Here is a 12,866-nt window from a genome sequence, read left to right on the forward strand (position 1 = left end):
GCCTCATCATCCGACGCAGTGCCGACAAACTGTCACAAAACTGTCGAGAACAGTAGATACTCGGAGCTTTCGAACCCGCAACGGAACCATGCATGACGCGCCTGCCAAAATCCATTCAGGAAAATCTCCATTTCCTAAGCGCGGAAATAGATGGTCAGCTTGGCAATCTTGAAGCCTTCTTCAAGGTCCCCACTGTCGCCACTGCCCGTCGCATTCTGGACCGCGCCGGGTATGCTCTCAATCTGAAATCAAGAATCCACAGCGCCTGCGCCACACGACTTGTCGGCAAGAAAAGCTCCAGTCGTGATTACATTGCCTTACGCAGTCTGGAGTTCATCGCAACAGACTTGCAGCAACTCGCAAGCCTCGCTCGCCAGTGTATCGCACATGCAGAGAGCATGGAGCAGTTCGACATGCTGATGCCGGAAAGATACCCGGCCATCATTGCTCGTGTGCGGGCGGGTATTCAGAAAATCGAACCCGCCTTTTTAAGTGGCGACAGCGCACAGGCCGTTGAAATCGGACAGCTTAATCGCAAGATCCACGCTGACTACAAGAAGCTGTTCAAACTCTATGCGGCGGAAATGCGGGTCTCAAAGCGCACGGAAGACTTGGCTCACAGCCTTCTGATTGCCAATGAAATTCAGCGCATGGGCACCTCGCTCCAGACCATCAGCGAAGCACTGATCTCGGCCAACATAGGCCAGGCCGTCAATTTCGAACGTTATTTCGCACTTCAAGGCCTGATGTCCGACCTTGAGGGTGAGGGAAATGGCGTTCACATAGAATCTATCGCTGAAACCAGATCCGGCAGCTCCATCTCGGCCATCAGCAATTGCGGTCCTCAGGGCCTCACCGCCGTGTTAAAGGATGGTGAGAAGAGCAAGGTCAAAGGCGAACGCGAGGGGGTGAACAGCTGGCATTCTATTTACCCGGGTCTTGCGCCGAAAATCCTGTCCTATGAAAAACGCAATCGGTCGGCTGCAATGCTGATCGAGCATCTGCCCGGATTGACCTTTGAAAATATCGTTTTGAATGAAGATGATGCTTTATGCGACCAAGCGCTTAAGCAGCTTGGCAAAACGCTCAAGGATGTCTGGCGACAGACGAAAACTGTCGAGCCTGCAGAAATGGGCAGCATGCAACAGCTCGCCAAGCGCCTTGATGATGTTTACCGGGTCCATCCTGAGTTTCGCGACATACGCAGCACCCTGGCGGGGATCACCATTCCGCCCTTCGCCGAATTGATAGAACAGGCCGCTATCCGCGAGCCAACCGTCGCCGCCCAGTTTTCCGTCTATATCCACGGCGATTTCAACGTCGACAACATCATTTATGATCCGGGCGAAAACCGCATTAATTTCATCGACCTGCACCGATCCCGCTATATGGACTATGTGCAGGATATCTCGGTCTTCATGGTGTCCAACTACCGGCTGCAGGTGCTCGACGCACCGGTCCGAAAGAAGATCATGACCATGTCTGGAGAGTTTTACAAAATCGCCCGCAGTTTCGCCCGCAAACAGCAAGACACCACCTTCGATTACAGGATGTCGCTTGGACTTGCACGGTCGTTCGCAAGCTCAACCCGGTTCATCTTCGACAAATCTCATGCCCGCAAAATGTTCCTGCGATCCCGGTTCCTGATCGAGCGTGCGCTCGCCTGTAAACCGGGCCAGGAACACAAATTCAAACTGCCCGTGAAGGAGATCTTCGTTGACTGAACCGAAAATCGGCGTTGTCGGCATTCCCGGCAAATGGTCCACGGAGACCCTCGCAGATGCACTGGAAGCCAGAACCGGTTTTCGCTACATCATTGATATGGCAGATGTCTGTCTCGACCTCACGGACCGCGCCCTCTGGCACAAAGGCGTGAATCTGTGCGAACTGGATGGTCTGATCGTCAAGAAGATCAGCGCTGAATACAGCCCGCATACGCTCGACCGCCTCGAAATGCTGCGGGTTGCGGAAGCGGAAGGCGTTCAGGTGTTCAGCGGCGCTGAGAATATCATCCGGCTCGTTGATCGACTGAGCTGCACCATCACCCTGTCAAACGCTGGCATACCGATGCCGCCAACCTGTGTGACAGAAGATCATGACGCTGCATTTGAGGCTGTGAAACGCTTCGGCAGTGCGGTGTTCAAACCGTTGTTTTCCACCAAGGCGCGTGGCATGTGCGTGCTGGAGGCAACGACCAGCGATGCCAACCTGCGCAAGGGTATCGAAGATTTTACCGTGCTGAACCCGGTGATGTACCTGCAGAAGAAAATGGATCTGTCCGGTCAGGATCTCGGCATGGTCTTTCTGGCGGGCAACTACCTTGGCACCTATGCCCGCGTGTCCCAATCCCAGTCCTGGAACACGACCATTGAAAGCGGCGGAAAATATGCACCGTTTGAACCCACCGCAGAGCTGATTGATCTGGCACAGCGCGCGCAAGCCCCATTCGGACTGGACTTTACGACAGTCGATGTCGCCCTGACCCCGGATGGGCCGATTGTCTTCGAGGTCTCCGCATTTGGAGGCTTTAAAGGCGCACTTGAGGGAGCAGGGCTGGAAGTTGCCGGGCTTTATGCAGATCACGCCATCAGCAAGGTGACATCATGACGCTCGCAATGCCCCATTTCGTGACCCAGCCGGACCTGCAAAACATCATCGACCACTTGCAGCCAGATCAAGTTTGCAGGGCCAGCGCGGCGCTTCACATAGAAGTCGGCGAAATCGTGATCGCCATCTGCGGCGCGGCTGGCGACTTGCATGCAGAGCTGACGCGTTATTTTAGGCATATTCTGGTGCCTGCCCGCGCGCCCTCGATCACTGTGCATGTGCTTGAAGGTCAGACTTTGCCAAATACTCTCGCTTGGTCCGATTGGAGCCGTGAGGCTGGCAAGACCGGACGCAAGGATGCGATCTTTGATCTGACCGATGCCCGCCTGGTTCACAAGGTCCGCACCGGCATGACATTCCTGCAGTCAGCGCCCTGGAATATTGCTTTCGGGCCGTGCCTTGAGAACCCCAATCAGATCATCAACTTCATCAACACCCAGATCCTGTCCCATTACATTCGGGAGGGCTGGGTTCTGGGCCATGCAGCTGCTGTCACGACTGGTCACAAAACGCTTGCTATCGCGGGTCTATCCGGCGGAGGTAAGTCCACAACCATGTTGCGGCTGATGGATCTGGAGGCTGTGTGCTATGTCACCAACGACCGGCTTCTGATCGAGAACACCACTGCCCAACCCCGTGCGCTGGGCATTCCCAAGTTGCCCCGGATCAACCCGGGCACCATTTTGAACAATCCGCGCCTCCAGGGCATACTGCCTGTGGACCGCAAGGCGAAACTCAAGTCTTTGTCTTCAGATGAAATCTGGACGCTGGAAGACAAATACGACGTGATGATCGACGATGTCTTCGGTGAAGGCCGGATCCAACATCATGGCCCGTTGACAGATTTCTGGGTGCTGAACTGGTCGCGGCACTCAGATCAATCTACCAAAGTATCTGATGTTGCGATTGCCGATCGGCCGGACCTGTTGTCAGCCATCATGAAAAGCCCCGGCCCGTTTTTCCAACGCCAGGACGGAACATTCTGGCAGGACAGAACTGCACTTGATCCGGCATCTTATCTGACCGCCTTATCCGGTGTTCGCGTGCAGGAAGTCTCCGGACGGATTGATTTCGATGCTCTTTATGCCATCGGGGCGGATCTTTTGGGCCTTGCCTCATGACCCGGAAGTTGGCCTTTTTGATCCGCCATGGCGATTATGCGCAACGAATTGGCGCACCAAGCGCACTGCAGCCCTTTGCGTTGACCGCCAAGGGTCATGAACAGGCGAAAGCTGCAGGGCAGGATATTGCCAAGACGCTGAAATCGAATGACTGGCACCTGTCACCGACAGTGCATTGCTCACGGCAATTGCGGGCCTGGCAAACCGCCAGAGGCATTGTGGACAGCCTTGTGGAAAACTGCGGGATATCCTGTGAGCTGATTGAGGATGAAGCCCTGGCCGAACGCAGCGTCGGCGCACTTGCCAACTTGACAACGGATGACATCGAACAGGTCATCGCCAATGACCCTCGCCACGATGCCCTACCAGAAGGTTGGAAATCCAACAGCCACTTCAAACTGCCAATGCAAGGTGCCGAAAGCCTGATGGAGGCGGGAAAGAGAGTCGCAGCCTATCTCACCGCGCATATGACAACCTTGCCTGCATCAGAGCAGACACAGGCCTTGCTGTTTGTCGGCCATGGGGCGTCTTTCCGCCATGCAGCCCATGTTTTGGGCGTTCTCGATTATGACGACATTGACCGCCTGAGCATGCATCACGCACGTCCAATTGTTCTTGAGCATCACCCTGATGAAACCTGGACGCATATCGGCGGCGACTGGAAATCCCGCCGCCAAAATGAAACGCCCGCTGATTGACCGCGATCTGATTGACCGAAAGCCGATAGAGATATGACCCTGGTTTCGAATTTCGAACAGACTTTTATGCCGGAGATTTTTGGTGCGGCAGTTCCAACACCAGGCATGCCGAAGACATGTGTGCCCTGGCCCTTTGACATCGAGACGTCAGGCGCCGCAGATGCCAACCAAGCCGATGACATTTTGCAAAACCTGACTGCCACAGCCGGTTACGGCCGATGGAAATGGCCAAAGAGGCCAATTGTCTTCGTCTCGGACCTTCATGCAGATGCTGAGGGGTTTCTTCGATCATTGGCTTCTGCCGGTGTCATTCAACGCGCTGAAGACTTCTCAAATAACTTCAAACTCACCCGGTTCGGTACGTCCTGCACCATCATCATCGGCGGCGACTGCCTCGACAAGGGGCCAAGCAACCTGGACCTGCTTGATGCCATCAAGGCGTTGAGAGACACGAGTGCGCGGGTCAAACTGCTGGCGGGCAATCACGATTTACGCCTGCTTTTGGGAGTTCGGGCTTTGTTGGGGCCGCGCACGCCCTTGAGCGAACATATGTTCATCCGGATGGGCAAAAAAGTTCTGCCGCTGCTGCGGGAGGTCTATGACCGCTATGTTGACCCAAAGGCTGATCTGGATAATGCACCGGATCTCAAGGCCTGCAGAGAGCTGATCTTTCCAAGCCAGGACTGGACCACGACCTTCCCGGAGGCTGCTGCAACACATTTAAGTTCATCTGCCATCGCAAAAGAGGTTAATCGCCTCACCAAAAAGATCATCACCTTTGAAGACGCCAGTCTGGCAGCTGGCATGGACCTGCAAATGCTCTATTGCGCAGCCCTGAAATGTCGGGATCTGTTTCTTCGGCCCGATGGCCAATACGCTTGGTTCTACGGCAAGATGAAGGCCGTGCATAAATCAGGTTCCCTGCTGTTCGTTCACGCAGGCATGGACGATCAAATGTCATCGGAGATTTCAAACAAAGGCCCCGGGCGCCTCAACAAACTGTTCCGCGAACAAGCGCGTCACGATCCGTTTACGTTCTATTCCGGCAATGTTGCCAACATGATGCGCACCAAATACCGATCCGTCGACAAGAAGCTGACCCGCTCAGGCGTTGAAGATCTGCATCAGGCAGGCATCAAGATTGTCATTCAGGGTCACATCAACCGCCACAAGGGACAGCGACTGAAGACAATCAAAGGCTTGCTGCACTTGGAGGCAGACGTGACGCTGGATCGCAATTCGCGCCAGCTCGAAGGCCTTGACGGAATTGGCTCAGGCGCGACACTGATATTCCCGGACGGTGAGATCGTTGGCATCAGCAGGGATTTTCCCCATGCCAAAGTCTTCACTCCACGTTTGCACCTGAAGCAGCCGCGACGGCCAAGAAACATACATCTGGAAGAAAGAGGCCAGCTGACATGATGGACCGCAAGGATCGCTTCAAGCATGAATCCCTTCAGGACCGCAAAACGATACAGAGCCTTTTGACCGCAATCAATCGGGGCATTGCCAAGGGAGAACTGCATTTCAGCGATGAAACCGGCGAAATCACGCTGGAGCCCAAAGATCTACTGAATTTGAAAGTGACAGCGACCAAAGACGAAGGTCGCTGCCGGTTGGACGTCCGCATTTCCTGGACCCCAGACGCCGACACCCCGAAAGACGCCGGAAAACTCAAAGTGAAGTCTTGAGAACGGATTTGGCTTTTTAACCTCAAAAACTCACTTACAAACCAGCGCTGTGTTCGCTGGCAATCTTGCCTGCCAATTGAGCGGCCTGAGCGATCAGCTCGTTGCGTGGGTCGCCTATGAAGGATGCTGTGAACCTCAACGGGCTCGGGTTCCACCCAGGATCGAAACTCGCGATCCTGTTTTCCTCGACCAAACGTGTTCCAAGCGCTCCTGGCAATATGCCAACTCCAATCCCGGAGGCCACCATTTCAAATCCGGTTGACAAGGAATTGGTCGGAAAAACCTGGGCTGTGCTGCCATAACGCACCTCCAGCTCCCTTGTCAGTTCCCGATGAGGCCGCGAGTTCCGTTGATAGGTGATCACAGGAGTTGTTGACAAATCGGGATCTGGCAGATCGATGGGCCGGTACCAGTTCAGCTCAAACGGCGGCAATTCAACATTATCAACGCTGAATTCAGAGATCGGACCCATCAGAATGGCCAGATCCAGAGACCTGTCCAGTAGCAGCTCCCGAAGATGGACCGAAATGTCGACTGACACTTCAATCCGAAGTTTCGGATAAACACTGTGCAGGTGGCTTAGGAAATCCGGCAACCAAGTTTGCGCCACAGTCTCCGCAACGCCCAGACGCAGCAAAGTGCTAACAGCATCCTCCGACATGACATCCCCTTTGATCCGCTCAACAATTCCTGCGATCTGCTCGGCATGAGTGCGTAGCAAAACGCCCTGACGCGTCAAGGAGACACCGGTCGGGGACCGCAGAAACAACTGAGTGCCGAGATAGCTTTCCAACGCAGAAATCCGGCTTGAAACAGCGGGCTGAGAGACATGCATCTGCTCTGCGGCCTTGCGAAGTCCGCCAAGCCGGGCAACCCACAAAAATGTTCTGAGTTGTTCAAGTGTCAATAGCCCATTCCACTTCAAAGGTGATCAGTTTTTTAGATCACAATTACCATAAAAACGCGATTTGACTTTATATAGCCACTGCCTCAGCTTTTGGGAATTGCAAATTAAACCGAGCAAGAGGGCGCGATGAAGTTTCCGGACCTATGCAATTTGGACAGTGAGACCGTGCGCCAAACGATCCGCTCCGGAGGCTACTTTGGCCATACGGCCGGCCTTGCCCAGGGATTGCTTCAATGCAACCTTGCCATTCTTCCTAAAGACCTCGCCGATGATTTCTTGAGCTACTGCAAGGCAAATCCCAAATCTTGCCCCCTGGCAGGCTATTCTGCGCCGGGCGACCCGCATATCGCCAGATTAGGCCAGGATGTCGACATCCGCACTGACGCACCGAACTACAACGTCTATCGCAACGGCGTTCTTGCCGAACAGATCACCGATTTGACGCCAATCTGGCAGGACGATTTTGTCGCCTTTGCAATCGGTTGTTCCTTCACTTTTGAGACCGCCTTGCTGAAAGCAGGTTTCACATTGCGCCACATAGAGCAAAACATCACGGTCCCAATGTACCGCTCCTCCATCCAGACCACGCCGAGCCGCTGCTTCAAGGGCGACACGGTGGTGTCCATGCGTCCACTGCCAATTGCCCGCGTTGATGAGGCCCGTGACATCTGCGGCGCCTATCCGCTGGCACACGGAACACCAATCCATATTGGCGATCCGGCCAGCATCGGAATTTACGACATCACGACACCACAATGGGGTGATCCGGTGGCCATCAAGGACGACGAAGTACCGGTTTTCTGGGCCTGCGGCGTCACCCCTCAAGTGGCCATCATGGAGGCGAGGCCCGTCATCGCCATCACCCATTCACCCGGTGCCATGCTGATCACCCAAGTCGCTGAGACCACAGCGCCGATTTTCCCATACCAAGACCCCAAATAAGGGCTCAACCTTCCTCGACTGGAGACTGACATGAAAAAATACATTGCTCTGACCACACTCTCGCTCGCGGCTTTCGCGGCGGCGTCATCCGCGCAGGCTGTGGAACTGTCCGTCGTTGGCAGCTGGAGCGGCCTACCGCTTCACAAGCAGTATGAAGCGCCCTTCTGGAACGAGACACTGCCTGAAATCTCCGGCGGCGACATGACCGCAACCCTGACCACCCATGACCAGATGGGCATCGGCGGCGGCGATGTGTTCCGGATGCTCAGCCAAGGCGTCTTTGATGTCGGCATGACCGTGGGCGACTATGCTGTCTCCGACAGTGCAGCTCTTGAAGGCCTGGACGTGCCGTTGATCGCAACAGATGCAGAAACCGCGCACAAGGCCGTGGAAGCTGCGCGGCCGATGGTCGATGATATATTCAAAACCGTTTTCAATGCCAAGGTTCTGGGCATTGCCCCCTACCCGCCACAGATCGTTTTCTGTAACGCGGAAATCACCTCCCTTGACGATCTGAAGGGCAAGAAAATTCGCGCGTCCGGACGCATGACCGCCAAGCTTCTTGAAGCTCTTGGCGCTGAAGGCGTCAACATTAGCTTCGGTGAAGTTCCAGGAGCGCTGCAGCGCGGCGTTGTCGATTGCGCAGTCACCGGTGCTGGCTCAGGCTACAATGCAGGGTGGTGGGAAGTCACAACCCATCTGCTCACATTGCCACTTGGTGGCTGGGACCCAGTTGTCACAGCCATCAATCTGGACAAGTGGAACTCCTTGAGCGCTGAAGAGCAGAAAATTTTGGAAACCGGCGTTCACGACAAGCTGGAAGCTCCAGCCTGGGAAACAGCTCAGAGCGCGCTGGAAAATGACATTGCCTGTCTCACTGGAAATGGCGAATGCAGCTACGGCGACGCACGGAACCTGATCCTTGTGGAAGCCAGCGAAGCTGACACAGCAAAAGCCAAAGAGGTTCTTCTGACACAGGTTCTGCCTGAGTGGTCAGAACGTGCCGGTGGCGATTGGGGCAAGCGCTGGAGCGATACGGTTGGTAAAGTGACCGGCGTCGAAATCAAGTAACACCGGAGCCTGAGATCAAAATGACTTCGCTCATCGCAAATCTGCGCCGCCTTAACGATCACCTGGCAATTGCAGTCGGTTTGGCACTCCTTGCCTGCGTGGCATTCACGCTATCGGAAATTGTTATCCGGCGGTTTGCAGTGTCGGTGGGCGGGGTCGATGAGATCTCCGGCTACGTCATGGCTGTCACAACAAGTTGGGGCGTCAGTTACGCCCTGACAGAGCGGGCGCATGTCCGCATTGATCTTCTGCGCAATCAGATGGTGCCCCTCGGGCGAAGCATTCTGGATGTCATCGCCATCGCCAGCATGGCCTTCATGGCTGTCTATGTCGCATGGCGCGGCTGGAGTGTTTTGTCAAAGACCCTTTCGACAGGGGCACTGGCCAACACGCCGCTGGAAACCCCGCTGTGGATTCCGCAATCTCTGTGGTGGGCTGGCTGGTCCTGGTTCGCGATCAGTGCATGTCTATTGCTCATCCATGCCATGCAGAGCCTCATCCGTGGCGATCTTTCAAGCGTTGAAGCCACGGCTGGCACGAAGGCAGAAGTATGATTTCTTTTACATCTCTTGGCCTTCTGGGTCTTCTCACTCTGTCCATTCCGGTGGGCGTTGTCCTGTTTCTGCTGGCATTCGGACTGGACCTGTTCTTTAGCCCCTTCCCGCTCATGCGTGGCCTTGGTCAAGTGGTCTGGACCTCCTCCTCCAGTGCAACCTTGATCACCATTCCGCTGTTCGTCCTGCTCGGCGAAATACTGGTTCGCTGCGGCATTGCAGGGCGCACATATGCTGCCCTCGACAAATGGGTCTCCTGGCTGCCCGGCGGTCTGATCCATGCCAATATAGCAACATCGACCATGTTCTCTGCCACCTCAGGGTCATCGGTTGCAACGGCGGCAACAGTTGCGACGGTTGCAATGCCCCAGGCAAAAGAACTCGGCTACGATGAGAAGCTTTTCTCTGGCGCGATTGCTGCCGGAGGCACTTTGGGGATCATGATCCCGCCGTCCATCAATCTGATTGTCTATGGCTTTTTGACGGAGAGCTCGATCCCGCAGCTTTTCCTGGCCGGTCTTATTCCCGGCCTCATGCTTGCACTCATGTTCATGGCCGTCACAGTTGTTATTTGCGTGTTCTGGCCAAAGCTGGGCGGACCAAAGCGCAGCAGCTCATTGACAGCAAAACTCAACGCCCTTGCGGATCTTCTGCCCATATTGGGTCTATTCGGGGCCATCGTCGGCTCGATCTATGCCGGTTGGGCAACTCCAACGGAAGCAGCGGCTGTCGGCGTATTGATATCCCTTTGCATTGCAGCTCAGCAGAAGGCCTTGAATTGGCCCATTCTGGCCTCAGCGCTGCGCGGTGCCGTCAAGACCTCCTCCATGATCATGTTGGTCGTGATTGGCGCATATATTCTGAACTTCGTCCTGACGGCAGCTGGCGTCAGCCGGACATTGCAGAACCTTCTGTCCGGTCTTGGCATGGGTCCGCTCGCCACACTTCTGGTCATTGTCCTGATCTACATCGTGCTGGGCTTCTTCATCGAAACCCTGTCCCTGATGGTCGCGACCATCCCCATCGTCGTGCCGATCATAGTTCAGCTTGGCTATGACAAGATCTGGTTCGGGATCCTGATGATTATCCTAGTCGAGATGGCTTTGATCACCCCGCCTGTGGGCCTCAATCTCTACGTCGTGCAAGCCGCACGAAAAGGCGGCAGCTTCTCAGACGTCATGCTTGGCTGCATTCCTTATGCCCTGACAATGCTTTTGATGGTTGGCCTGCTGATCCTGGCACCGCAGATCGCTCTATTCCTTCCGTCCACGCTCTAATTGGTATCAAGACACATGAAATTTGAAACATCAGCCGGCCCTGTGGACTTCACACCGACACGTCTCATTGTTGCAGGCTGGACCGGGCGCGATCGCGCCGCAGTTCAGCACCACATTGATGAACTGGCTGCCATCGGCGTTCCTGCTCCTTCCACGGTACCGCTCTACTATCAATGCGCCCCGGCTTTGTTGACGCAGGAAAATGCTATTCAGGTTCTTGGCGGCGAGACCTCCGGTGAGGCCGAGCCGTTCCTGGCGAAGATCGACGGCACAATCTGGCTTGGCCTTGCCTCGGATCAGACTGACCGGGCGCTGGAAACCTATTCCGTCGCCCATTCCAAGCAGATCTGCGAAAAGCCGGTCGCGAACACCCTGTGGCGCTACGACGAGGTGGTCGATCATCTTGACCAGCTGGAGCTCTGCTCCTGGATCAAGGAAAATGACGAATGGGCATCCTATCAAAAAGGCACACTGGCCAGCATTCTGCCGTTGGCTAGCCTGATGGACGGCACCACGTTTGAGAATGACACGGCCATGTTATGCGGCACCTTGCCAGCCATCGGCGGTGTGCGTCCCGGCGCAGACTTCAAAATGAGCCTGCATGACGCGGTCATGAAACGCACAATCGAGTGGTCATACGGAACGGCCGTGCTAAAAGCGATTGCCTGATAGCACTCGCAAAATTGCCAAGACAACATAGAGCCTTGCCATGACGAACATGCCGCGTTTCACTTGGTCACCTGACACAGCCTCAGAGCGTGTGGAAGCCGCTCTCAAAAGGGCTGACAACGATGTTGCCGCCAAAAGCGTCTTCACCAAGACCTTGCCGGACCGCGCCAGAAAGATGGCAGCCAGTGCCACTCATCATAAAGGCTCTCCGCTGGCGGGCGCTTTGGTCAGCGTTAAAGCGCTCTTCGACGTTGAAGGAAAAGTCACGACCGCTGGAACGAAGGTTCTTCAGGTCGAACCTGCAGCCAGCAGCGACGCTCCCTGTATTGCAAAATTGGCGGACGCTGGGGCAACATTTGTCGGCCTGACCAACATGTCTGAGTTCGCCTACTCTGGACTGGGCCTGAACCCGCATTTTGGCACACCGGAAAACCCGATCTTCAAAGGTTGCCTTCCCGGGGGCTCGACCAGTGGCGGGGCGGTGTCTGTTGCGCTTGGCCTCTGCGACATTGCCATCGGCAGTGACACCGGCGGTTCTCTGCGCATTCCGGCTGCCTTTTGCGGCATTGTCGGCTTTAAACCTAGCCAGGCTACGGTCTCGATGGAAGGCGGCAAGCCATTATCAGACACGCTCGACAGTTTCGGTCCGATGGCAACCTCCCTGGAGGCATGTGAACTGGCCTGGAGGGTCATGGCTGGCCTTCCCGACATACCCGTAACACCGGCCAAACGCCAGCTTGTGATCGGCCGGAATTTCGGCTTCAACGAACTGGATCCTGCAATTGCCGAAGGGTTCGAAGCCCTGTGTGGAAAGTTGACGCGTTTAGGATGGCGAATTGTCGAACGCCCGCTTGATAGCCTGGAACTCTTCAAAAAGATCGCACCCTGGCATCTGACATCTGTGGAATCTCGAGCTCATTACGAGACATACTTCCAGAACAACGCTGAAGATTTTGACCCACGCGTCCACTCACGCATGACACGGGCAAACGAAATTTCGGCCGTTGATTATCGCCAGACGCTTAACCAACAAGTTGCATTTTCCAACGCATTTGCGGCAGAGCTTGGAGATGATCTACTGATCCTGCCGACAACAGCGAACTTGCCACCGACCATCACTGATATGCAGAGCGACGAAGCGTTCAACCAGCAGAACCTGCTGGCGCTGCGCAATCCATCTCTGGCCAATGGCGCAAACGGTTGTTCTATTGCCTTGCCATTTAAGCACGAGGACCTTCAGCTCAGTGCGATGCTGGTTGGAGCAAACAACAAGGACGAAACCTTGTTGGCTTGTGCTAAAGAACTGGAAGCCGATCTCCATTAGAGCTC

General features: G+C 55.3%; 13 protein-coding genes. 12 read left to right on the top strand and 1 reads right to left on the bottom strand.

Going from position 1 to position 12,866, the window contains the following annotated elements; genetic code table 11:
• Positions 1-92: 92 nt before the first annotated feature.
• From V6575_RS16510 to V6575_RS16535, 6 genes are all read left to right on the top strand, one after another.
• A complete protein-coding gene (locus V6575_RS16510; protein WP_340275890.1) occupies positions 93-1,724 on the top strand; it encodes an aminoglycoside phosphotransferase family protein in 1,632 nt (543 codons plus the stop codon).
• Positions 1,717-2,607, top strand: a complete 891-nt coding sequence (locus V6575_RS16515; RefSeq protein WP_340275891.1) for a GAK system ATP-grasp enzyme — start codon at positions 1,717-1,719, stop codon at positions 2,605-2,607. Before V6575_RS16510 ends, V6575_RS16515 begins: the two co-directional genes overlap by 8 nt.
• Positions 2,604-3,728: an HprK-related kinase B gene (locus V6575_RS16520; RefSeq protein WP_340275893.1), complete on the top strand. Its 1,125-nt coding sequence runs from the start codon at positions 2,604-2,606 to the stop codon at positions 3,726-3,728. Before V6575_RS16515 ends, V6575_RS16520 begins: the two co-directional genes overlap by 4 nt.
• Complete coding sequence (locus V6575_RS16525; RefSeq protein ID WP_340275895.1) at positions 3,725-4,426, top strand: histidine phosphatase family protein; 702 nt, start codon at positions 3,725-3,727, stop codon at positions 4,424-4,426. The genes V6575_RS16520 and V6575_RS16525 overlap by 4 nt, the downstream gene beginning before the upstream one ends.
• Before the next feature lie 66 nt (positions 4,427-4,492).
• On the top strand, positions 4,493-5,848 hold the full coding sequence (locus tag V6575_RS16530; RefSeq protein ID WP_340275897.1) for a metallophosphoesterase family protein: 1,356 nt from the start codon (positions 4,493-4,495) through the stop codon (positions 5,846-5,848).
• Positions 5,845-6,117: an amphi-Trp domain-containing protein gene (locus tag V6575_RS16535; protein WP_340275899.1), complete on the top strand. Its 273-nt coding sequence runs from the start codon at positions 5,845-5,847 to the stop codon at positions 6,115-6,117. Before V6575_RS16530 ends, V6575_RS16535 begins: the two co-directional genes overlap by 4 nt.
• A 34-nt stretch (positions 6,118-6,151) precedes the next feature.
• Here V6575_RS16535 and V6575_RS16540 read toward each other — a convergent pair whose 3' ends face one another.
• Positions 6,152-7,024, bottom strand: coding sequence for a LysR family transcriptional regulator (locus tag V6575_RS16540; protein WP_340275901.1), 873 nt, complete (start codon positions 7,022-7,024; stop codon positions 6,152-6,154).
• A gap of 126 nt (positions 7,025-7,150) precedes the next feature.
• On the opposite strand from V6575_RS16540, the gene V6575_RS16545 reads away from it, so the two are divergent.
• Genes V6575_RS16545 through V6575_RS16570 form a run of 6 tightly spaced genes read left to right on the top strand, consistent with a single transcriptional unit; the run spans position 7,151 to position 12,861 of the window.
• Positions 7,151-7,966, top strand: coding sequence for a putative hydro-lyase (locus V6575_RS16545; RefSeq protein ID WP_340275902.1), 816 nt, complete (start codon positions 7,151-7,153; stop codon positions 7,964-7,966).
• 30 nt (positions 7,967-7,996) lie between these two features.
• Positions 7,997-9,037, top strand: a complete 1,041-nt coding sequence (locus V6575_RS16550) for a TRAP transporter substrate-binding protein (protein WP_340275904.1) — start codon at positions 7,997-7,999, stop codon at positions 9,035-9,037.
• Positions 9,038-9,057: 20 nt separating this feature from the next.
• Positions 9,058-9,591, top strand: a complete 534-nt coding sequence (locus V6575_RS16555) for a TRAP transporter small permease subunit (protein ID WP_340275906.1) — start codon at positions 9,058-9,060, stop codon at positions 9,589-9,591.
• Positions 9,588-10,868 carry a TRAP transporter large permease gene (locus tag V6575_RS16560; RefSeq protein ID WP_340275907.1) on the top strand — a complete coding sequence of 427 codons (1,281 nt, stop codon included), beginning with the start codon at positions 9,588-9,590 and terminating at the stop codon, positions 10,866-10,868. Before V6575_RS16555 ends, V6575_RS16560 begins: the two co-directional genes overlap by 4 nt.
• A 15-nt stretch (positions 10,869-10,883) precedes the next feature.
• A complete protein-coding gene (locus tag V6575_RS16565; RefSeq protein ID WP_340275908.1) occupies positions 10,884-11,537 on the top strand; it encodes a DUF2848 domain-containing protein in 654 nt (217 codons plus the stop codon).
• A 40-nt stretch (positions 11,538-11,577) separates the two neighbouring features.
• Positions 11,578-12,861, top strand: coding sequence for an amidase family protein (locus tag V6575_RS16570; protein ID WP_340275910.1), 1,284 nt, complete (start codon positions 11,578-11,580; stop codon positions 12,859-12,861).
• Positions 12,862-12,866: the final 5 nt, after the last annotated feature.

The sequence above is a fragment of the Roseibium algae genome (assembly GCF_037783265.1).
Taxonomy (GTDB): Bacteria; Pseudomonadota; Alphaproteobacteria; order Rhizobiales; family Stappiaceae; genus Roseibium; species Roseibium algae.